Source organism: Bacillus sp. AK124, from assembly GCF_053903085.1.
The window spans coordinates 1,320,249-1,342,984 of record NZ_CP096378.1 but is presented as its reverse complement, the minus strand read 5'-3'; the positions used below and the strand labels follow the sequence as shown (position 1 = coordinate 1,342,984).

At 47.1% G+C, this 22,736-nt stretch carries 18 protein-coding genes and 1 other annotated feature; of the genes, 2 read left to right on the top strand and 16 right to left on the bottom strand.

The window, feature by feature from the left end; genetic code table 11:
- Positions 1–3 precede the first annotated feature (3 nt).
- Positions 4–2,646, bottom strand: a complete 2,643-nt coding sequence (locus M1E06_RS06725) for a valine--tRNA ligase (RefSeq protein ID WP_035338233.1) — start codon at positions 2,644–2,646, stop codon at positions 4–6.
- Positions 2,647–2,706: 60 nt separating this feature from the next.
- Positions 2,707–2,938, bottom strand: a binding site (T-box leader).
- Positions 2,939–3,105: 167 nt separating this feature from the next.
- Between M1E06_RS06725 and M1E06_RS06720 the strand changes: the two genes are divergently transcribed.
- Entirely contained in the window at positions 3,106–3,297 is a 192-nt protein-coding gene (locus tag M1E06_RS06720) for a hypothetical protein (RefSeq protein ID WP_020452457.1), read from the top strand.
- An 18-nt stretch (positions 3,298–3,315) separates the two neighbouring features.
- On the opposite strand, the gene ysxE is transcribed toward M1E06_RS06720, so the two are convergent.
- From ysxE to hemA, 8 genes are all read right to left on the bottom strand, one after another.
- Complete coding sequence (ysxE, locus tag M1E06_RS06715; protein ID WP_035338231.1) at positions 3,316–4,338, bottom strand: spore coat protein YsxE; 1,023 nt, start codon at positions 4,336–4,338, stop codon at positions 3,316–3,318.
- 27 nt (positions 4,339–4,365) lie between these two features.
- Positions 4,366–5,871: a LysM peptidoglycan-binding domain-containing protein gene (locus M1E06_RS06710; RefSeq protein WP_035338228.1), complete on the bottom strand. Its 1,506-nt coding sequence runs from the start codon at positions 5,869–5,871 to the stop codon at positions 4,366–4,368.
- A gap of 148 nt (positions 5,872–6,019) precedes the next feature.
- Positions 6,020–7,315: a glutamate-1-semialdehyde 2,1-aminomutase gene (gene hemL / locus M1E06_RS06705; protein WP_020452460.1), complete on the bottom strand. Its 1,296-nt coding sequence runs from the start codon at positions 7,313–7,315 to the stop codon at positions 6,020–6,022.
- A 25-nt stretch (positions 7,316–7,340) separates the two neighbouring features.
- The gene (hemB, locus tag M1E06_RS06700; protein ID WP_020452461.1) at positions 7,341–8,315 is read right to left on the bottom strand and encodes a porphobilinogen synthase; all 975 of its coding nucleotides are present in this window, start codon (positions 8,313–8,315) and stop codon (positions 7,341–7,343) included.
- A 3-nt stretch (positions 8,316–8,318) separates the two neighbouring features.
- Positions 8,319–9,110, bottom strand: a complete 792-nt coding sequence (locus tag M1E06_RS06695; protein ID WP_035338226.1) for a uroporphyrinogen-III synthase — start codon at positions 9,108–9,110, stop codon at positions 8,319–8,321.
- Complete coding sequence (gene hemC / locus M1E06_RS06690) at positions 9,100–10,041, bottom strand: hydroxymethylbilane synthase (protein ID WP_020452463.1); 942 nt, start codon at positions 10,039–10,041, stop codon at positions 9,100–9,102. Before hemC ends, M1E06_RS06695 begins: the two co-directional genes overlap by 11 nt.
- 39 nt (positions 10,042–10,080) lie before the next feature.
- The gene (locus M1E06_RS06685; RefSeq protein ID WP_020452464.1) at positions 10,081–10,911 is read right to left on the bottom strand and encodes a cytochrome c biogenesis protein; all 831 of its coding nucleotides are present in this window, start codon (positions 10,909–10,911) and stop codon (positions 10,081–10,083) included.
- A 5-nt stretch (positions 10,912–10,916) separates the two neighbouring features.
- Positions 10,917–12,278, bottom strand: a complete 1,362-nt coding sequence (hemA, locus tag M1E06_RS06680; protein ID WP_020452465.1) for a glutamyl-tRNA reductase — start codon at positions 12,276–12,278, stop codon at positions 10,917–10,919.
- 188 nt (positions 12,279–12,466) lie between these two features.
- Between hemA and M1E06_RS06675 the strand changes: the two genes are divergently transcribed.
- Complete coding sequence (locus M1E06_RS06675) at positions 12,467–12,952, top strand: hypothetical protein (protein ID WP_035338224.1); 486 nt, start codon at positions 12,467–12,469, stop codon at positions 12,950–12,952.
- A 48-nt stretch (positions 12,953–13,000) separates the two neighbouring features.
- Here the strand turns inward: M1E06_RS06675 and yihA are convergent, their stop codons facing one another.
- The 7 genes from yihA to leuD all read right to left on the bottom strand — a co-directional run bounded on the left by yihA (position 13,001) and on the right by leuD (position 22,733).
- Positions 13,001–13,588 (bottom strand): ribosome biogenesis GTP-binding protein YihA/YsxC, encoded by a 588-nt coding sequence (gene yihA, locus M1E06_RS06670; protein ID WP_035338222.1) that lies wholly within the window; start codon positions 13,586–13,588, stop codon positions 13,001–13,003.
- On the bottom strand, positions 13,585–15,909 hold the full coding sequence (lon, locus tag M1E06_RS06665) for an endopeptidase La (RefSeq protein WP_020452468.1): 2,325 nt from the start codon (positions 15,907–15,909) through the stop codon (positions 13,585–13,587). The genes yihA and lon overlap by 4 nt, the downstream gene beginning before the upstream one ends.
- A gap of 216 nt (positions 15,910–16,125) precedes the next feature.
- Positions 16,126–17,781 (bottom strand): ATP-dependent protease LonB, encoded by a 1,656-nt coding sequence (gene lonB / locus M1E06_RS06660; protein WP_035338220.1) that lies wholly within the window; start codon positions 17,779–17,781, stop codon positions 16,126–16,128.
- Between the two features lie 180 nt (positions 17,782–17,961).
- Positions 17,962–19,227 (bottom strand): ATP-dependent protease ATP-binding subunit ClpX, encoded by a 1,266-nt coding sequence (gene clpX, locus M1E06_RS06655; RefSeq protein ID WP_003184083.1) that lies wholly within the window; start codon positions 19,225–19,227, stop codon positions 17,962–17,964.
- A 268-nt stretch (positions 19,228–19,495) separates the two neighbouring features.
- Positions 19,496–20,770 carry a trigger factor gene (gene tig / locus M1E06_RS06650; RefSeq protein WP_020452470.1) on the bottom strand — a complete coding sequence of 425 codons (1,275 nt, stop codon included), beginning with the start codon at positions 20,768–20,770 and terminating at the stop codon, positions 19,496–19,498.
- Between the two features lie 226 nt (positions 20,771–20,996).
- Complete coding sequence (gene ddcA, locus M1E06_RS06645; RefSeq protein WP_023855434.1) at positions 20,997–22,004, bottom strand: DNA damage checkpoint antagonist DdcA; 1,008 nt, start codon at positions 22,002–22,004, stop codon at positions 20,997–20,999.
- Positions 22,005–22,133: 129 nt separating this feature from the next.
- Complete coding sequence (leuD, locus tag M1E06_RS06640) at positions 22,134–22,733, bottom strand: 3-isopropylmalate dehydratase small subunit (protein ID WP_035338217.1); 600 nt, start codon at positions 22,731–22,733, stop codon at positions 22,134–22,136.
- Positions 22,734–22,736 lie beyond the last annotated feature (3 nt).

Genomic DNA, 22,736 nt, shown 5'->3' with positions numbered 1-22,736 from the left:
TGATTAATTTTTCAATTCGGCGATTCTTTTTTCTACAGCTTCACGTTTCGCTGCATAATCGGCTTCTTTCGCCCGCTCTTCTTCAATGACATGTGCAGGCGCTTTTTTCATAAATCCTTCGTTGCCTAATTTCTTCTGAACCCGTTCAACTTCCTTCGTCAGCTTATCGAGTTCTTTTTGCAGGCGGCTAATTTCTTCCTCAATGTTAATCAGACCTTCGAGCGGCAAAATCAGCTCGGCGCCGGATACGACAGCGGTCATCGCTTTATCGACCGCTTGAATATCCGTTCCGATTTGAAGAAGGCTCGGATTCGTAAAGCGTTCCACGTACAAACGGTTTTCTTCAAGTCGTTCGGCGATTTCCGGCGTGCTTGTTTTAATATAAAGCTCAATCTGCTTGCTGAGCGGCGTGTTGACTTCGCTGCGGATGTTCCGTACAGCGCGGATGACTTCAACGAGAAGCTTCATATCCGCCGCTGCTTCGGTGTCCGTATATTCTTTAACAGCTTCAGGCCACTTGGCGACTGTAATGGATTCCCCTTCGTGAGGAAGATGCTGCCAGATCTCCTCCGTCAGGAAAGGCATAAACGGATGTAACAGGCGCATCGTTTGATCCAGCACATACGCTAAAATGGAGCGGGTCGTCTTTTTCGCCGCTTCATCTTCACCGTAAAGCGGAAGTTTAGCCATTTCGATGTACCAGTCGCAGAAATCATCCCAGATAAAATTGTAGAGATGGCGGCCAACCTCGCCGAATTCGTACTTGTCAGCCAGCTGTGTCACAGTTTCAATCGTTTCATTCAACCTTGTTAAAATCCACTTATCGGCAACTGATTTTTCTCCTGACAAATCAAGCTCTTCGTATGTCATGCCGTCCATGTTCATCAAGGCGAATCTTGATGCGTTCCAAATCTTGTTCGCAAAATTCCATGTTGACTCCACTTTTTCAAAGCTGAAGCGTAAATCCTGCCCAGGAGAGCTTCCCGTTGCAAGGAAGTAGCGCAGCGAATCCGCTCCGTACTTATCGATCACATCCATCGGATCGACGCCGTTTCCGAGCGATTTGCTCATTTTGCGGCCTTGGTCGTCGCGGATGAGCCCGTGGATCAAAACATCTTTAAACGGACGTTCTCCGGTAAATTCGATACCTTGGAAGATCATTCTGGATACCCAGAAGAAAATAATATCATATCCTGTGACAAGGACGTTCGTCGGATAGTAACGCTTGAAATCTTCCTCATCGATATCCGGCCAGCCCATCGTTGAAAACGGCCAAAGAGCGGAACTGAACCATGTGTCAAGAACGTCTTTGTCCTGCTCCCAGTTTTCGGCATCTTCCGGCGCTTCAGCGCCCACATAGATTTCGCTCGTTTCTTTATGGTACCACGCAGGAATCCGGTGGCCCCACCAAAGCTGGCGGGAAATGCACCAGTCGCGGATATTTTCCATCCAGTGCAGATACGTTTTTTCAAAACGGTCAGGGACGAAGTTGACTTTTCCTTCGCTTTTTTGCAATTCGATGGCGGCATCGGCAAGCGGCTGCATTTGCACGAACCACTGCGTTGACAAATACGGCTCAACGACTGCTCCGCTGCGTTCGCTGTGGCCGACCGAATGCGTATGTTCTTCAATCTTGAACAGCACGCCTTCTTCCTGAAGATCTTTCACGATCTGCTTGCGGCATTCAAAACGATCCATGCCCTTATATTGAAGCGCCTTGTCATTCATCGTGCCGTCTTCATTCATAACGAGAATGCGTTCAAGGTTGTGGCGGTTTCCGATTTCAAAGTCGTTCGGATCATGGGCAGGCGTAATTTTGACGGCACCTGAGCCGAATTCCATATCGACGTAGTCGTCTCCGACAATCGGAATTTCTCTTCCCGTGATCGGCAGAATGACCGTTTTTCCGATTAGGTGTTTGTACCGCTCGTCTTCCGGATGTACCGCAACCGCTGTATCGCCGAGCATCGTTTCCGGACGGGTCGTCGCAATTTCAATTGAGCCTGAACCGTCTTTCAGCGGATAGCGCATATGATAGAATGCGCCTTGTACGTCTTTATAGATGACTTCGATGTCAGACAGAGCCGTTTTAGTGGCCGGGTCCCAGTTAATGATATATTCCCCGCGGTAAATCAGCCCTTTTTCATATAGCTTTACAAATACTTCGCGCACCGCTTTAGAAAGCCCTTCATCAAGGGTGAACCGCTCCCTTGAATAGTCGAGGCCGAGGCCGATTTTCGCCCATTGGCTGCGAATAAAATCGGCATATTCCTCTTTCCATTTCCATGTTTCTTCAAGGAATTTTTCGCGGCCGAGATCATAGCGCGTTTTTCCTTCTTCGCGAAGCTTCGCTTCTACTTTTGCCTGAGTTGCAATACCGGCGTGATCCATACCCGGCAGCCAGAGCACGTCATAGCCCTGCATCCGTTTCATTCTTGTCACGATATCCTGCAAAGTGGAATCCCAAGCATGCCCCAAGTGCAGCTTACCCGTCACATTCGGCGGGGGAATAACAACGGTGTACGGTTCTTTTTCAGGGTCGTTTTTCGCTTCGAAAAATTTGCCGTTCACCCAATAGTCGTATCTGTCTTTTTCAACTGCAGACGGATCGTATTTTGTCGGCATCGTCAGTTCTTGATTATCCATTTTCAAACCTCCAACAGTATTAAACGGCTGAACAATAAAAAAGAGCCCTCTCGATCCTGTTAAAAGGACGAAGAGAACTCTCTCGCGGTACCACCTTTTTTCATGAATGCGAAAAACGCATTCACGCACTTAAATGGGATAACGGGACTTTCCCGAATTTCTCTACTTTTTCGTTCGAGAAATTGCGCTCCTGGGCGACCTTCCAAAAAAGACTGACTGGGAGCCTTTCAGCGAACCGGCTTCCCTCTCTGCAAGCGTCTGTTTTTGTACTCTTCCCATTCAAAGCGGGTGATCATTGACTTTTCAGCACGTACTTTTTCTTTTTCTTATATTACTAAATCTTTTTCATTTTCGTCAATCATCTTTTCCGTTTTTCTCTTGTTTTATACGATACTGGGCCATGCACACAAGCTCCTTTTCCTCATATGATGCTGTAACGATAAGGAGAGGAGGCATAAGATGCGAAAAAAATTCAATACACATTCATTCCAGCCGTGGCTGAAGCAAGTCAGGCTTGTTGCTGTTCAAGTCGTCCTCCCGATCACGATCTTCCAGGGCATACGCACGATCATCTTTCCTACCACATTTGATGTCCTCCTTTTGGGCATTCTCATATTCCTTGCGTGCGCCTTTCACCTTGACTGGATATAGGCACGAAAAAAGTCCGCATCATGATGATGGGGACTCTGTTTCTTCCTGCAGTTTTCTGTTTTCTTCCGTCTCGTGAATGCTCATCACAAGCGGTTCGGCGTTTTTCATTTGCCAGTACGCCTTCAAAAGCGTTGTACAGGCTTCTTTTTCTCCAAGCCCCTTCTCAAGGCCGTAGCGGTTCAGCACGCCGAATACAGGCCCGGGGTAAGCCATATAGCTGAGGAATAAGCTGATTTCTTCCTCCCGCAAAGGATAGACATTGTGATACGTATAAAACCAGTTTACACATTCCGTGCACATAACGGGGTTCGTCTTAAACATTCTTGTAAAAAATACGATGAGATCGTTCACAGGCGGCCCGTGTCCCGCTTTCTCAAAGTTCGTAAAGTAACCCGTTCCGGTATCGTTATAGAGAAAATGCCGGACGGACAGCTGCCCGTGGTTTAAAACCATTCTGGAAGACTCTTTGTCTTTCATGGTCTCATACCACTCTTCAAGGCGGGCAAGCGCAAAGTCTGCAGCTGATATCGTCTCTTTGAAATACATGGCTGCCTGAAGCTGGAACGGGGACATATACCATTCGTTTTCCGCTCTTGAAATGAATTCTTCATATTTCTGTTTTTGCTGTTCCCATTTCCGTTTTGTCCGTTCATAGTGCCCGAGTATTTCTTCCCGCCTCACAACGAGCTCTTTTTCCGTCCGCTGGTGAAGAAGAGCGATTTCTTTAAACATATATTCGTGTTTTTGTTCACGCTCTTCCTCTCTTTCAAGGGTAAGCCAAGGCATGAGATAACAGACATCTTCTCCGGCTTGCGTTAAAAATTCGCCCGTGCGGTTTCGATAGACGGGAACGAACTGCCTGTAGCCTTTTTCCTCCAGCATGATCATCTGTTCCGTGAAGCGGGTGTTTCTTGAAGCCGCCAATTTTTTCAGGGCGAATACACCGTGATCCGTATACACTTTCCATACCTTCGGACTGACCGATTCCATATATTCAGGCGTAAGACCGTACTCATTTAAAACAGACTGGATGCCTTCCATCGGCTTCACCACATTTTTATCAATGCATTAGGCATGGCTGCTTTGATAATCCGGTATATAAAGGATCTGTCCCTCTTTTAATTCCTCGTCAAGGGAAAGGGAATTCATCCGGATGAGCTGCTGGACGTTAATATCATAGCGTTCGCACAGAAGATCAATGGTATCGTTTTGCTGAACGATGCACATCCTCATTCGAGTAAACTCCTCCTCTCCCTGTTTTGTAAACAGCTTTGTCAAATAGAGAGCATTGTCATTCTCCTTAGCTGACACTTCCTGGTCGTCTGCTGCCGGCATCTCATCTCTTTCTTCTTCAGGCTCCGTCTGCTCATGAAACGAATATTCCGGGATTTCAATGGTATGTCCGGCTTCCTCTTCTTCATCAATCGCTTCTGCTTTCTGTGTCACTTCAACTTCAAACGTCTCAGGCTCCCTGTCATTCTGGTCTTCCTCCAAAAGAGGCGGAACACCGTAGAACGGGGTTTCTTTCGGTTCATCATGAGTTTGATAAGCCCTTTGGAGCGGCTCCGGCTCTGCTTCCGCTTCTTCCCTTTTTAACTCGTATTCTTCCGGCTTTGCTTCTTTCTCCTCTTTCAGCTCATATTCTTCCGGCTTTGCTTCCACTTTCTCCCTAATTAGCTCGTGTTCTTCCGGCTTTGCTTCTTTCTCCTCTTTCAGCTCATATTCTTCCGGCTTTGCTTCTACTTTCTCCCTTTTCAGCTCATATTCTTCCGGTTTTGCTTCTACTTTCTCCCTTTTCAGCTCATATTCTTCTTCCGGATGTTCAAGAGCGGCGTCTTTTGGATTTTCCATTTCGCGCTTCGTCCGCTCTGCCGCAGACAAAGACGCTGTAAAAAACGGCTTTGTTTCCTCTGTATCGTCTCCGAGAAACGACTGGTAAATCGGAACCGCTTCCGCATCGGTATCAGTTTCTTCTGCTTCTTCATACGGCTGTTCTTCGTCCTGCTCTTCATAAGATCTGTCAAGCTGAATCAAAAATTCTTCCTCTTTACCCTGTTCTTCGTCGTTTGAAGGTGATCTGAAGGCAGGCTCAAGCTCCTCTTCCGGCTGGACGGCCGCAGGCATAGTACGCGGTTCTTCTTCTCCGGCTTCACCGCTTACATTCAAGAGGCCTTCAATCGCCAAATCAGCTTGAATCGTCAGCATTCTCGCATCTGTCAGCTGATAATCGAAAGCGTCAATAAAAACAAATACGTCGTTTAAATGATTGACCTTGTCTTTCGGGATGGTGATATCCACTGGGAAACAATGCGTCAGCTCTGCGCTGCCGTCCCCTTTCAGCTTTACATCTTCCACAAATCGGCTTGTCGCAGGCAGCTCTGCATATTCCCGGGTTTGATCTATGTTGTATTCGCCTGTCAGCTCTAATGACCCTCGTATGGATACATAATCATTTACTTCCTGAACGGTAATGTCAGGATCCAATGAAATCGATAATAATTCGGATACTTCCTGTCCTTTTTGAAAACAGATTGACTCTTCTACAGAAAATTGCAAACGATTGTTTTGCGGCAAACTGATATCCTCCCTTCACCTAATTTTTAAAATTAGATGTCAGTAAAGATGTATGAGAAAAGCAGGGAGAATATGAACAGAAAAATCATAAGCCGTTACCGGCACCATGCAAAAAAGAGCCGCCGGCAATGTCCGGCAGCCCTTTTCTTTATCTGGAGCGGCTGATTCTTTCGAATACGCGTTCAGCAGCTTGAATCGTATGCTCAATGTCGTCATCCGTATGAGCGGTTGACAAGAACAGCCCTTCAAACTGTGAAGGCGGGAGAAACACGCCTTCATCGGCCATCCCTTTATAATATTCGGCAAACAGTCCGAGATCAGACTGTTTCGCTGTATCATAATTGATGACCGGTTCATTTGTGAAGAAAAAGCCGATCATAGACCCCGCTCGATTAAATGTACACGGAATGCCATTTTTCCCGGCAGCTTCAGAAATTCCTTTTTCCAAACGGTCTGCTTTGCGGGAGAATTCCTGGTAGGATTCAGGAGTCAGCTGTTTCAATGTTTCGAGTCCGGCTGTCATGGCAAGCGGGTTGCCGGACAGCGTGCCGGCCTGATAGATCGGACCGCTCGGCGCAATTTTCTCCATGATTTCCGCCTTTCCTCCATAAGCGCCGACAGGAAGACCGCCGCCGATCACTTTTCCGAGGCAAGTCAAATCAGGCGTCACTCCGAAATAGCCTTGCGCACAGTTGTAGCCCACCCTGAAGCCTGTCATTACTTCATCAAAAATCAGCAGAGCGCCATGCGTCTCAGTCAGCTCGCGAAGCCCTTCGAGGAACCCTTTAACCGGAGGTACAACACCCATATTGCCCGCGACAGGTTCAACGATAACGCCGGCAATGTCCTCTCCGAATTCCTGAAAGACAAGCTTCATGCTTTCCAGATCATTGTAAGGAACGGTAATCGTGTTTTTTGCAATGCTTTCCGGAACTCCGGGACTGTCAGGGAGGCCGAGCGTTGCTACTCCAGAGCCCGCTTTAATCAGCAGGGAATCACCGTGTCCATGGTAGCAGCCTTCAAATTTCACGATTTTGTTACGGCCTGTGTAACCGCGCGCCAGCCGCAAGGCGCTCATCGTCGCCTCCGTACCGGAGCTTACCATCCGAACGATTTCTATGGAAGGAACGCGGTCGATGACAAGCTCGGCAAGCTCGGTTTCCAGTTCTGTCGGTGCACCGAAGCTTGTCCCGTGTTCTGCCGTGTTTTGAATTTCTTTCACCACTTTTTCATTGCTGTGTCCTAAAATAAGCGGTCCCCATGACAAGACATAATCGATGTATTCGTTTCCGTCAATATCATAGATTTTTGATCCTTTTCCCCGTTCCATAAAAATCGGGTCCATGTTCACTGATTTAAAGGCTCTGACCGGGCTGTTCACCCCGCCAGGCATGACTCGTTGCGCCTCTTCGAATGCCGCTTTAGACTTCTCATAGCTCCGCATCCTCTAAAACCCCCAGTTCAAATTCTTATTCCGAAATCCATTTTGCCGCATCTTTTGCAAAGTACGTAATGATCAAATCAGCGCCCGCCCGTTTCATGCTTGTCAGCATTTCGAGAACAAGAGCTTTTTCTTCAATCCAGCCGTTTTGTGCCGCGGCTTTGACCATCGCATACTCCCCGCTTACATTGTATCCGACAACAGGCAGGTTAAATTCGTTTTTCACTTCTCTGACGATATCAAGATATGAAAGCGTCGGCTTGACGATCAGGAAATCGGCGCCTTCTTCCACATCGGATTTTGCCTCCCGGAGAGCCTCCCTGCGGTTGGCATAATCCATTTGGTACGTCTTGCGGTCGCCGAACTGCGGACTGCTTCCCGCGGCATCGCGGAACGGGCCGTAAAACGCGCTCGCATATTTTACAGCGTACGACATGATCGGCACATTTGTAAATCCTTCCTGATCAAGCGCATCCCTGATGGCGGCAACGAAACCGTCCATCATGTTTGAAGGCGCAATAATGTCAGCGCCTGCACGGGCTTGGCTGACAGCGGTTTTTGCCAAAAGAACGAGCGATTCGTCATTTAGTATTTCACCGTTTTCCACAAGGCCGCAGTGACCGTGGTCCGTGTACTCGCATAGGCATGTATCTGCGATAACGACAAGCTCAGGAAAGTCTTGTTTAATTTGTGCAATCGCTTTTTGAACGATGCCGTGGTTGTGATAGGCTCCGCTTCCCACATCATCTTTGTGTTCAGGCACGCCGAAGACGATCACAGATTGAATGCCGAGGCCTGCGACTTCCTCCATTTCCTCTTTCAGCCGGTCCAAAGACAGCTGGTATACGCCCGGCATGGACGGAACTTCGCTTTTAACGTTCTCTTCCTCGGTTACAAATATCGGATAAATAAAGTCAGATGCTCTTAACTCGGTTTCTCTTACCAATTTTCGCATACCTGCTGTCGTCCGCAGGCGGCGGTGTCTTTGAAATGATGCTTCCATTTGTCATTCTCCCTTTCTTGAAATGCGGCATATTTCACGCAGCATTCCGTCGATTGTATAGACGTCCGGCATATATGAAGGAATTCCGTAGTCCGACAGCGCCTTCTTTGTCATAGGCCCGATCGTAATAAAAGCCGTACCGTTCTTTTCAGCCCACGTTCTGCTCTCCTCTTTCAAAATGGACATGAATGTATGTACCGTCGAGGAGCTGGTAAATGTCACAAAATCAAAAGACGCGTGTTTTGCTGCTTCCTTAAGCTCCAGAATTCCCTTTTCATCACGAACGGTTTCATACAAAATCCATTCCGAAACTTGAATTCCGAGCGGAGTGAGGGTTTTCTTGATGACGTCCCGGGATAAATTCCCTTTTAAAACGGCCACTTTATCATGACGGCCGACATTTCGCTTCAGTGCCTCCGCCAAATGTTCAGCCACGTATAACTCAGGCATCAGATCGACAGAAAGACCCCTGTCGCGCAAATACCTGGCCGTTTTTTCACCGACAGCGGCAACCTTGGCCTTTGATGCGAAAGGAACGCTGAACCCGGCGTTCTTCAAATAAGAAAAAAAGAATTTTGCCCCGTTCACGCTTGTAAAAACAAGCCAGTCCGCGCTTTCAAGATCTGCTCGAAAGCGCTGGGCCTGTTCTCGCGGGAGGGCGGGCCGAAACGAAATCAATGACGTTAAAACAGCTTCTCCGCCCAAAGCCTCCACCTTTTCCCTGAAGGATTGGGCTTGGGCTTTATTGCGGGTGACGAGCACTTTCTTTCCCTGTAAAGGAAGATCATGCTTCATTGTCTTCCAGCTCCTGTTTCACACGGTCAATCAGTGCCTTTGCTCCTTTTTCCGACATGACCGCCGCGCATTCTCTGCCGACAGCCTCCGGATCTTTTCCTTTTACTGTTTCTCTGTATGCGGTTTTTCCGTCAGGCGATGCCACAAGACCGGTCAGTTCGATGACGCCGTCTTCGTCCATCGTCGCAAATCCGGCGATTGGCACTTGGCAGCCGCCTTCCATCGCATGAAGAAAAGCGCGCTCGGCCGTGACGGTCAGCTGTGTGTAGCGGTCGTTCAGGCGCGAAAAGAGGGACAGCAGCTCCTCATCCGAGCCTCTGCACTCGATCGCCAACGCGCCTTGCCCAACGGCGGGAAGGCAGCTCTCTGGATCAAGAAATTCGGTGACGACATCGTCCTTCCAGCCCATTCTTGACAGGCCTGCCGCTGCTAAAATAATCGCGTCGTAATCTTCAGTTTCAAGTTTTTTCAGCCTTGTATCGATATTTCCCCTGATCCACTTGATCTCAAGGTCGGGGCGCATTTGCAAAAGCTGCGCGCTTCTTCTGAGGCTGCTCGTGCCGATAACCGCACCTTGTTTCAGGTCGGCCAGCTTTTGACGGCTTTTTGAAATGAGAACGTCCCTGGCATCTTCCCGTTTTGGAATGCAGCCGACCACCAGCCCTTCGGGAAGCGCCGACGGCATGTCCTTCATGCTGTGAACGGCCATATCAATTTCCCCGGAAAGCATCGCCTGTTCGATTTCTTTGACGAACAGGCCTTTCCCGCCGACCTTTGACAGGGTAACATCCAAGATCCGGTCGCCTTTTGTAACGATTTCCTTTATTTCAAACGTGAAATCCGGATTTAATTCCTCCAGCTTTTTGATCACCCATTTTGTCTGGGTCATCGCCAATTTGCTTCTTCTTGAGCCTACAATGATGTTTCTCATGTTTTCTTCCTCCCAATCCGTCACGGGCAACCGTTTTAACTAACTAAACCAATGAAATTGCGAAAAGCTGCCGAGCAAAAAGAAATTGATTAAAAGAACAAGAAAAGACGCGGTATTCCACATGGCCGCGATCCTTCCCTGCAGCTCTTTGACAATCCTGATAAATAAATAGTATCCGTATAAAAAAAGCAGCACGATCGATCCGAGCACTTTCGGATCCGCCCAGTACAGGGTTTCAAGCGATACATACGACCAGATAATCCCCAGAATCAGACTCAGCAAAAGCATGGGAACGCCGATGAGATTAAGGACATAAGCCATATGATCAAGTTTTGGCAAATCTTCGATTCGTAAGAGCCATTTCCCCCACTTTTTCTTTTTCAATAAACGGTACTGAAAAAGATACAGCACGGAAAAGACAAACGACAATGAAAACGCTCCATACGAAAGAATCGCCATTGTAATGTGGATGATCAAGAGCTCGGACACGAGCCTTCCCGAAAGCTCCGCCGACTGCTGGGCCGTCGGTGTAAACGTGTGGATCGCCGCCATTGAAAAGCCGATGAGATTGGTGAAAAAAACGAGAAATTCCACTTTCAAAAGCTTCGTCAAAACGAGAGACAGCGTGACAAGCACCCACGCGTAAAAATAAAGCCCCTGTGCATTATTCAAAACAGGAAACTGATCTGTGTACTGCATGAAATAAAAAAGGTATACCGTCTGCAGAATCCAGACAATAGAAAGCAACCAGAAGGCCGCTTTTCCCGCCTTCCGGTTGTGCTGTAAAAAGTCTATAAAATAAAAGAGGACGGTGAGCGCGTACAACACGATTGTAACTTCGTTAAGCCTTGCTAACAATGTGTCTGTCATGTCTGTCACTCGCTCGCGATAGAAGTCAAACCCTGCTGGTTTTGCCGCTTAAACGCATGAACCGGCTGGCGTTCGTCTTGATTCTCTCCGTCAGGAAAAGCCGCTTCTTCAATATCAAAAATCTGCGTAAACAGTGCAAGCTTTTCTTCGGCATCAGCTTCTGACGCAAACTCCTTCACTTTTAAAATCGGGTCGCGCAAGAGCTGGTTGATAATGCTTTTCGTATGCTTGTTTAAAAGTTTTTTCTCTCTTGTGCTCAAGTGAGGGAGCTTCCGTTCGATGCTCTGCATCGTTTCCGCCTGGATTGTCAAAGCTTTTTCCCTGAGAGCAGAGATGACCGGCACGACGCCGAGCGTATTCAGCCATTGTTTAAAAGCGACGATCTCAGCTTCAATAATCAGCTCCACTTCTTCAGCAACGGCCTGACGCTCCTTCAGATTTTCTTCCACGATCCCTTCAAGATCGTCAATATCGTACAGAAAGACGCCTTCCACATCGCTGAGAGCCGGGTCAAGATCCCGCGGCACGGCAATATCCACCATAAAAAGCGGACATCCTTTGCGAAGCTTATTGACATGTTCGATCATCTCTTTTGTGACGACATAGCCGCTTGCGCCCGTTGAACTGATGAGAATGTCGGCTTCCATTAAAGCGCATTGCAGCTCATTTAAGCTTTTCGCCGCGCCTGAAAAACGGCCGGCAAGCTCCTTCGCTTTTGAAAATGTTCTGTTGATCACGGTAACCTGTCCGATTCCGTGGCCGTGCAGGTTTTGAACCGCAAGCTCTCCCATTTTGCCCGCGCCGAGAATCAGCACGTGTTTATCGGAAAGGTCGCCGAAGATTTTCCTGGCAAGCTCGACGGCTGCATAGCTTACGGATACAGCATTTGAAGCAATGTCCGTTTCGGCATGGCAGCGCTTGGCAACGGTGACAGCCTGCTTAAACAAATAGTTGAAAACGGTACCAATTGTCTTCTCTTCCTGAGCCAGCTTAAAACTTGTACGCACTTGGCCTAAAATCTGCGTTTCTCCAATAACCATCGAATCCAATCCGCACGATACGCGGAACAAATGTTCAACGGCTCCGTCGTTTTCATAAAACTTCAAGTAAGGCGAAATGTCCTCTTTGCTTAGTCCGAACCAGTTCGCCAAAAACATTTTCATATAATAACGTCCGGTGTGCAGCTGATCAACGACTGCATACAGCTCTGTCCGGTTGCATGTCGACACGATGATATTCTCAAGTATGCTTTTTTCTTCTTTCAATTGCGACATCGCCTGCCCCAGCTCATCCGGCTGAAAGGTTAACTTTTCACGTATATCAACAGGGGCTGATTTGTAATCCAATCCCACGACAAGTATATGCATAACTCTTGCTTGCACCCCCAACATCTATCTAAATTAGAATGATTATAATATAGAATTTATTATTCAAAACGATTATAACATATATTCACTATTTTCTCTTCCCAAAATGTGAACAGATTTTAAAAAATTGATGTGATATAGTAGAAAATGTGTTTCTATTTCTTTCACTACATCAAGAAGGTGATACTTTGAAAAAGAAATCTGTTTTGCTTCCATTGCTGTTGATAGCCGTGGCTGTCTACGCCTTTCTGCGGTCGGGCCGGATCAACCTGTTTGACGGACAGGAAGAATGGTCTGTACTTGCGGGGCTCATCGGGCTGGCTCTTTTTTATCAGGGACAGAAGGAAGCCGATTCCGCCCATTCCTTTGCAGGGCTCTTCATGACAGCGATCGGTGTTTATTTCACATTTAAAGAGGACTATTTCAGCCGCGCGGATGATTTTGCGGTCATCGTGCTGATCCTCGGTGCGGCGCTTCTTGTCAAATCGTTTAAGACGAAAGAATATCAATATGAGAGTCTGCTGATGATCGCAGTCGCCCTCTATCTTTATTTTTTCCGGCAGATTGCCGCCTGGCTGAAGACGGCGAATATCGAGACGGCATATGTAGAAGCTTATTGGCCGGCCGCTTTTATCGCGGTTAGTCTGCTTTTATTATTCTTAAAAAGAAAATAGTTTATTCAAGAAAAAGCACTTGCATCAATCCCGCAAGTGCTTTTTCTTTTATCTTGCGATCATTTGCTCGATCGCCGACCACGCTTCTTGTTTACCCTTTTTCGTCTCGGAGGAAAACAAGATGAGCTGGTCTTCTTTTTCTATATTGAGCGTCTCTTTGACGACTTTGGCATGCTTTTCCCATTTACCTTTAGGGATTTTATCCGCTTTTGTCGCAATCACGATCACAGGAATTTCATAATGCTTTAAAAAGTCGTACATGATGACATCATCCTGTGAAGGAGCATGCCTGAGGTCGACGATTTGGACGACCGCTTTCAGTTCTTCGCGGGATGTCAAATACGTCTCTATCATACGGCCCCAAGCCTCGCGCTCCGTTTTGGAGACTTTCGCAAATCCGTAACCGGGCACATCGACAAAGTGAAGAATATCGTTAATGATATAAAAGTTTAATGTCTGTGTTTTGCCCGGCTTTGATGATGTCCTCGCTAAGTTTTTACGGTTGATCATTGTATTGATAAATGACGATTTTCCGACATTAGATCTCCCGGCAAGGGCGATTTCCGGCAGCCCCCCTTCAGGGTACTGCTCGGGTTTCACCGCACTGATGACAATCTCTGATTTCGTTACTTTCATTTCTCTTCTCCTACTAGCGCATGCTTTAGAACTTCGTCCAGGTGAGCGACAGGAATGAAGGTTAAGCCTTCCCGCACGCTGTTTGGAATGTCCTCAATGTCTTTTTCATTATCTTTCGGCATAATGACAGTCTTTAAGCCGGCACGGTGTGCGCCGAGCGCCTTTTCCTTCAAGCCGCCGATCGGAAGGACGCGGCCTCTTAACGTGATTTCGCCGGTCATGCCGACATTTCGTGAAACAGGTCGGCCCGTCAGCGCCGAAACAAGAGCTGTCGCCATTGTGATCCCCGCGGATGGCCCGTCCTTCGGAACGGCCCCTTCCGGCACGTGAATGTGAATATCGTGTTTTTCATGAAAATCAGGGTTGATGTTTAACTCTTCCGCTTTTGAACGGACATAGCTGAATGCGGCTTGTGCCGACTCTCTCATGACATCGCCGAGCTTTCCGGTTAAAATGAGCTTGCCTTTCCCGGGGGAAAGAGACACTTCGATGGACAGCGTATCTCCGCCGACCGTCGTGTAGGCAAGACCTGTGACAACGCCGATCTGATCGTCGAGCTCAGCCTGTCCGTACCTGAACATTCTTTTTCCTAAATAGTCTTCAAGGTTTTTGTCCGTGACCGTAATTCTTTTTCTTTCCCCTGATACGATCAGCTTCGCCGCTTTTCTGCATATCGCTGCGATTTGGCGTTCAAGACTTCTGACGCCGGCTTCCCTCGTATAATAGCGAATAACATCAAGGACAGCCTGCTCCCGTATTTGCAGATTGGATTTTTTCAGACCGTGTTCTTTCAGCTGTTTTGGAAGCAGATGGTCTTTGACGATTTCGACCTTTTCCACTTCCGTATAGCCCGCGATCGTGATGATCTCCATACGGTCTCTGAGCGGACCCGGGATTGTGGCCAGGTTGTTCGCGGTCGCAATAAACAAAACCTTTGATAAATCAAACGTCTCTTCAATATAATGGTCGCTGAACGTATGGTTTTGTTCAGGATCGAGCACTTCCAGCATCGCTGAAGCAGGATCTCCCCTGAAATCCGAAGCCATTTTATCAATCTCGTCCAAAAGGAACACGGGATTGTTCTTGCCTGCTTTTTTCATCCCCTGAATAATGCGGCCCGGCATGGCGCCTACATATGTGCGGCGGTGGCCACGGATTTCGGATTCATCCCTCACGCCGCCAAGGGAAATGCGGACAAATTTGCGTCCGAGCGATTTGGCGATCGATTTGGCCAGCGAGGTTTTTCCGACACCCGGAGGTCCGGCCAAGCATAAGATCGGTCCTTTTAACGAGCGGGTCAGCTTTTGGACTGCCAAATATTCGAGAACCCGTTCTTTCACTTTTTCAAGGCCGTGATGTTCTTCATCAAGAATTTGACTGGCGAGATTTAAATCAAGCCTGTCTTCTGTTGCATCATTCCATGGGAGGGAAATAAGCCATTCAATATAATTGCGGATGACAGAACTTTCAGCTGAGCTTGACGGAATTTTTTCGTACCGGTTTAGCTCTTTAAACGCGGTTTCTTTCACATTGTCAGGCATGCCGGCCTGTTCGATTTTCTCAGTCAGCTTTTGGACCTCGCCCGTTTTTCCTTCTTTATCGCCAAGCTCTTTTTGGATGGCTTTCATCTGCTCGCGCAGGTAATACTCCTTTTGCGTTCTTTCCATTGAACGCTTGACGCGCTGCCCGATCTTCTTTTCAATCTCAAGGACTTCTTTTTCGTTGTGAATCAGGTCGATCACTTTGTTTAATCTGGCTTTGACATCGATCGTTTCCAGCACTTCCTGCTTGTCTTTCAACTTAAGCGGCAGGTGGGAGGCGACGATATCGGCCATTCTTCCCGGCTCTTCAATATCTGTCACAGCGGCAAATGTTTCAGCCGATATTTTTTTCGAAATCTTTATGTATTGATCGAAGTGGTCAAGCAATGTGCGCATGAGTGCTTCATCTTCAACATCTTTTTCAGTCTCTTCATCGATTCGTTCGATTTTTACAGACGTATATTCATCTAAATCATGGTACTCAAGAATGCGGGCGCGCTGCAGCCCCTCCACCAAAACGCGGATCGTTCCGTTCGGCAGCTTGAGCATCTGCTTGATTTTTGTATAGGTTCCGAATGTAAAAATCTCGTCTTCATCCGGTTCGTCTATGGATATGTCCTTTTGTGTTGCCAAAAAAATCATATGGTCATTCATCATCGCCTGTTCAAGCGCCTGAACCGACTTTTCACGCCCGACGTCAAGGTGCAAAACCATCGTCGGATAGACGAGTAAACCTCTTAAAGGGAGGAGCGGGATGTTTCGTTTCGTTTCATCTGCCATTTTGACTGACACCTCCGTAACTTTAGTATGAACCATTATAATATACTTTTTTTATCCCTGTACAATTGTAAGCCCGGCGAAATAAAAAGGGTCTCCTGTAGTATACCCTTTCTTTCAGTTCTGAAAAAGGAAAAGATGTCCTCCGCTAAGAAAACATGCCGGCGCCTGTCGGAGAAAACCGGCCCGAAAAAAATCCCCATCTGAAATGATGGGGATTTATACGGATTCTCTTTTCATCTGAGCGCCGTCAGGCATTTCTGAAGGAGGGTTGACCAATGCAAGGTCCAGCACTTCCTGCAAGGTTTTGACGGGAATGATATGTACGCCTTCTATCCGCTTTAAAATCGACTGGACATTTTCGTGCGGAATAATAACAGTTTTTGCCCCCGCATGCTTGGCCGCTTTGATTTTCGGAATCACGCCGCCGATCGGCTTTACCCGGCCGTTCAGGCTGATTTCCCCCGTCATGGCGACAGTATGGTCTATCGGAACCTTATGAATGGCGGAGAAAATGCCCGCCGCCATGGCAATTCCTGCAGATGGTCCGTCAACCGGGATACCGCCGGGGAAATTCACGTGAATATCATAATCCGAAGCTTTTACTCCCATTGTCCGCAATACAGTCATGACATTTTCGACCGACCCTTTCGCCATGCTTTTCCGTCGGATCGATTTTGACTGGTTGCCGATATTCTCTTCTTCTGCGATGCCTGTGATATTAATCGATCCCTTATCAGCAGCCTTGTTGACTGTGACTTCAATTTCGAGCAGCGAACCGCTGTTAGGGCCGTGGACGGCAAGTCCGTTGACGATGCCGACCTGCGGTTTGGAGGCGATTTTTTGTTCATATTTCGGTGTCAGCTGGCTCGAATGGATCACCCATTCGATATCTTCAACCGTCACCTCGTCGCGCTCTTCAGTCAAAGCCATTCCGGCGGCGATTTGCATCATATTGACGACTTCGCGGCCGTTTCTCGCATACCGCGTCAACAGGTCAAGTCCTTCCTCTGCGACTTTCTTCTGAATCTTATCAGCCGCTTTTTTGGCGACCGTTTTTAATTCTTGCTTTTCAAGGTCGCGGAAGAACACTTCTAGACATCTCGACCGAATCGCTGGCGGGATTTCGTCAGGCATCCTCGTCGTCGCGCCGATCAGTCTGAAATCCGCCGGCAGCCCGTTTTGAAAAATGTCGTGGATGTGTTTGGGGATTTGCGTGTTTTCTTCACTGTAATAGGCGCTTTCCAAAAACACTTTCCGATCTTCAAGCACCTTCAGCATTTTATTCATTTGAATCGGATGAAGCTCTCCGATTTCGTCGATGAATAATACCCCGCCGTGCGCATGCGTAACGGCTCCCTGCTTTGGCTGAGGAATTCCGGCCTGCCCCATCGCTCCGGCACCCTGATAAATCGGATCGTGGACCGATCCGATCAACGGGTCGGCGATTCCCCGCTCGTCGAAGCGGGCCGTTGTCGCGTCAAGCTCGACAAAGACGGAATGTTCCTGGAACGGTGAGCGCTTGTTCTTTTTCGCTTCTTCGAGGACAAGCCTTGCAGCTGCGGTTTTCCCTACACCTGGAGGGCCGTAAATAATGACATGCTGCGGATTTGGTCCGCAAAGGGCGGCTTTCAGCGCTTTAATGCCGTCCTCTTGGCCGACGATGTCTTTAAAAGCTGTCGGCCTTACCTTTTCTGATAACGGTTCTGATAAATGGATTGATCTCATTTTCCGGAGCTGTTCCATCTCTTTTTTGGACTCTCTGTCTATCGTAACCTTTTGGGTTCTTTGATTCTTGAGCAGATTCCAAAAATATAATCCGATGATGATCCCGAAAAATAGTTGTACAAAAAGTGCAATGCTCGTCCAGCTCAACTGATGGTCCCTCCTGAAATGGTTTCGTATCTTTAAGTATGTCAGATAGTATTTCCTGATCACGGAGGGAATAAACGTACAGAAAGGGATAATTTTGCTTTTCGAACCGTCACTTTTTTCTGTATGACGACGGTTCCAAATGCAAAAAAAGAACCTCCTTTGGCTAGGAGGTTCTCTGCATTATGCTGAAGTTTTTTTGTCTTTATTGACGACCGTGCCGTCTTTCATAATGAGACGCGGCGGTTCGCCGTCAGTGACGGTTTTGCCTGTAATCACGCATTTTTCAATATCCTCGCGTGACGGCAGATCGAACATCACGTCGAGCATGATTCCTTCGATAATGGAACGAAGTCCGCGTGCTCCTGTTTTACGTTCAATTGCTTTTTTAGCGATTTCTGTGAGCGCTTCGTCTTCAAATACAAGCTCCACATCATCCAGCTCAAGCATTTTTCTATATTGTTTAACAAGTGCGTTTTTCGGTTTTGTTAAAATTTCAACCAGCGCTTTTTCATCGAGTGGTTCAAGGCTTGCGATGATCGGGAGACGGCCGATGAATTCAGGGATCAGACCGAAGCGAAGCAAGTCTTCCGGAAGAACTTTGGAAAGAAGCGCTTCTTTTTCAAGATCTTCATGCTTGTTGTCAGAGCCGAAGCCAATGACCTTTTGACCGAGACGGCGCTTGATGATTTGCTCGATTCCATCAAAAGCTCCGCCGCAAATGAACAGGATGTTCGTTGTGTCAATCTGGATGAACTCTTGATGAGGATGCTTTCTTCCGCCTTGTGGAGGAACGCTTGCAACCGTACCTTCAAGAATTTTAAGCAGAGCCTGCTGAACGCCTTCACCTGATACATCGCGTGTAATTGAAGGGTTCTCGGACTTTCTGGCTACTTTATCGATTTCATCGATGTAGATAATGCCTTTTTCCGCTTTTTCAACATCGTAGTCAGCAGCCTGAATCAGCTTAAGCAAAATGTTCTCCACATCTTCACCAACATAGCCTGCTTCAGTAAGCGAAGTGGCATCTGCAATGGCAAACGGCACATTCAGGATGCGGGCTAGTGTTTGAGCAAGAAGCGTTTTTCCGCTTCCAGTCGGTCCGATCATGGAAATATTACTTTTTGACAGCTCGACATCATCGACTTTGCTGTTCGAATTGATCCGCTTGTAATGATTGTAGACGGCCACGGCAAGGGATTTTTTTGCCTGGTCCTGGCCGATGACGTATTCATCAAGAATCTCGCGGATCTCCTTTGGTTTTGGGACATCTTTGAACTCCACTTCTTCTTCAGAGCCGAGTTCCTCTTCTACAATTTCAGTGCAAAGTTCGATGCACTCGTCACATATATATACGCCTGGTCCGGCGACAAGCTTGCGTACCTGATCTTGTGTTTTTCCGCAAAACGAGCATTTTAATTGTCCTTTTTCCTCGTTGAATTTAAACATTCTTTCACCCCTTATATCCTTGTCATTCCTGTTTCTTCGTTAAAAGAAACATCGCTTGAAAACATTCGTTCCATTATGTATTGCATTTTACCACACTTTCCAAAAAGGCGATAACGTTGTGTTTGCCGTTCGGCATATTCAATATGTATGTTGATCAAAACGACATTATCTATCCTTTCCCAAAGAAAAGATGATAAGTCAAAATTGTATAAAACAAGGCACGAAACATTCGCGCCCTGTTTTATATAAAGTATGATTATGAAACATATTAACGGTTTTCTACAAGAAAATCAATTGCTTTGCGAACTTTTAAGTCCTCTTTCATTCCTTCTGTAGAACCGATTGCTTGTTTGATGTTTTCAACAGGCATGTTGTACGCTTCAGCCATTTTAGAAAGCTCTTCTTCGACTTCTTCGTCAGTGACTTGAAGGTTTTCAGCTTTGGCGATCGCTTCCAGTGTCAGGTTGGATTTCACGCGTTTTTCAGCATCCTCTTTCATTTGCTCTTTCAGCGCGTTTTCATCCTGTCCTGAGAATTGGAAGTAAAGCTCAAGGTTCATGCCTTGCATTTGCAGACGCTGTTCGAATTCTTTCATCATGCGGTCAAGCTCTGTGTCGATCATCGCTTGAGGAATGTCAGCTTCAGCGTTTTCAGCTGCTTTTACGACAAGCTCTTCGCGAAGTTTAGCGTCCGCTTCGTTTTCTTTTGCTTCCTCGAGACGTTTTTTCGTTTTTTCAGTCAGCTCGGCAAGCGTTTCAACTTCCTCATCGACATCTTTCGCAAACTCGTCATTAAGCTCAGGAAGCTCCTTCGCTTTGATTTCGTGGATTTTCACTTTGAATACGGCAGGTTTGCCCGCAAGCTCTTCCGCATGGTATTCCTCAGGGAATGTTACTTCTACGTCTTTTTCAGCACCGGCTTCAAGTCCGACAAGCTGATCTTCAAAACCTGGAATGAAAGAGCCTGAACCGACTTCAAGGGAATAGTTTTCCGCTTTTCCGCCTTCGAACGCTTCGCCGTCTACGAATCCTTCGAAGTCAAGAACAACAGTGTCCCCTTCTTCCACTTTGCCGTCTTCTTTTACAACGAGTTCAGCCTGGCGCTCTTGAAGAGACTTCAGTTCATTTTGAACGTCTTCATCCGTTACGGCAGTATCGTCTTTTTCAATGCCAAGGCCTTTGTATTCGCCAAGTTTCACTTCAGGCTTAACCGTTACCTTCGCAGTGAAGATCAGGTTTTCGCCTTTTTCGATTTTTTCCACATCGATTTCCGGGCGATCAACAGGCTCAATGCCCGCTTCCTCTACCGCTTTCGGATACTCGACAGGAAGCAGGATGTCCAGCGCATCCTGATAAAGCGCCTCAACACCAAAACGCTGTTCAAACAAACCGCGCGGTACTTTCCCTTTGCGGAATCCAGGAATGGATACTTGCTTTACGACTTTTTTAAATGCATCATCAAGGGCTTTATTAAAGGTATCGGCATCTACCTCAACCGTTAAAACGCCTTCGTTTCCTTCTTGCTTTTCCCATTTTACTGACATGTGTTTCCCTCCAAAATCTATTCAGGTTGTGTCGGTTTTCCATTTTAAAACAAACAAACGGCTACGTCCATCGCAAGCTGCCGACTGTGTGCAGCTCATGTGTTTCTGACAGCCATCATTATGTATACAAAGATAAATAATGAACTTTAAGCGGCAAACGGATCAACTTCCGTTTTTCACAAATGCAACCACTATATTATAACACAATGCCCGCTGCTTTCAACATTTACAAATAAGAAATTTCTTCTATGTCTTTGATGAGCGCGCAGGCCTCGTCAAGCTGTCTGTCATTGAATTCATAGAGAATATGAAGCTCCTCTTTATCGATGTCGATCCCGTGCATTTCGTATCCGACTTTATGCAGCGCAGCAGCCCAGAGCTCGCGGTTTGAGTATTTCGGCTGAAACGGATAGAGGACGTAAATATGCCTTCTCCACAGCTCTTCGACCGCTTGGTACAGCGTGGGATTTTCATTCCCCAGCGTATCATCCAGCACGCTCAGAACATGCTTTAATATCGGCATATCATCCGGCTTGACTGTCTCTGTCGGATTAATTGTCATCGAATCGCCAAATTTTGCGACAAGTGTCGGCTTTTCATGGTCTGACTCGGCCAAAAGCTGGAGAATCATCGTTTTTACGACAGGATGCGCGCTCGGATTTTGCAAAATTGTTTTCAACAAGCCGATATAGCTTGTCAGATTGCGGTCCTTCAGTCCGTGAAGAAGCTTAACCTGCTCTTCCGTGTCATTCAAAAGCCTTTCCTGATCAACCTCCTCCGTCTCGGGAAGGTCTTCGGTGATATCCTCAGGTCCGGGGTCTTCCGTCATCTTGCGGCTGAAATCAAGCAGTTTATAAAACTGTTCCGCGCTTTCAGGAGGCAGCTTATTTTCTTCGAGTACAGCTTCAATCGTTTCTTTTACTTTTTCGTATTGTCTGAGCTGGATTAAAATCGTCATATAGACTTGTAAAACGGTAAAATAGTGGCCGTGGCCTTCTTTCAGCATTTTTTCACAGATGCCTTTCGCTTCTTCAAGCTCGCCGATTTCCAGCAGGCAGATGGCCATTCCCAGATAAATATCCGATTCCTCGTCATCATAGCGCTTCGCTTCAGAAAACAGCCTGAGCGCTTCATGGTAATTCTTTTCTTTAAGCGCGGCCATCCCTTTGTGCACTAAACGCTCCTTAACGTTCGGGAACGGGATGATCTTCGAGTTTTTCTTGTCATGCTTCATTTCTAAGTTCCTTTCAGGCACTTATTTTTTAACAAGTGTATCAACCCGGCCCGCTAAACACAAGAAAGAACCGGCGGCAGTATGCTGCCTTCAGCAAAAAAAGCCTCCGATCTACATCGGACAGCTTTTTTATGCTTGCAGCCAAGAACTTCTCTGTTTCTCAAATTGTTCGATTTCTTCTTCAAGGAGCAATGTTAAAGAAATTTCATCGTACCCGTTCAGCAGCATCTCTTTCCAATGCGGATCGACCTCAAAGGCAATCTGCTGCCCGGCGTGGTCTGTTATCGTCTGTTTTTCAAGATCGACAGTCATCAGCAAAGACTGATGTTCATACTGTTCAGCAAGCACTTTCCACGTCTCGTAAGGAAGGCGGATCGGCAGCATGCCGTTTTTGAAACAGTTCTGGTGAAAGATATCGGCAAAAGACGGCGCGATAATGATTTTAAATCCGTAGTCGTCTAGCGCCCATGGGGCGTGTTCCCTTGAAGAGCCGCAGCCGAAGTTTTCGCCGGCGATTAAAATCGAAGCGCCTTTGTATTCCGGCCGGTTCAGCTCAAAATCAGGGTTTGGATCGCCGTTATCCAAATACCTCCAGTCAAAGAAAGCAAAGCGGCCGTATCCCGTTCTTTCGATCCTCTTTAAAAATTGCTTCGGAATGATCTGGTCCGTGTCTACGTTGATTCTGTTTAGCACCGCTGCTATTCCGGTATGGGTCTTTAATGGCTCCATCTT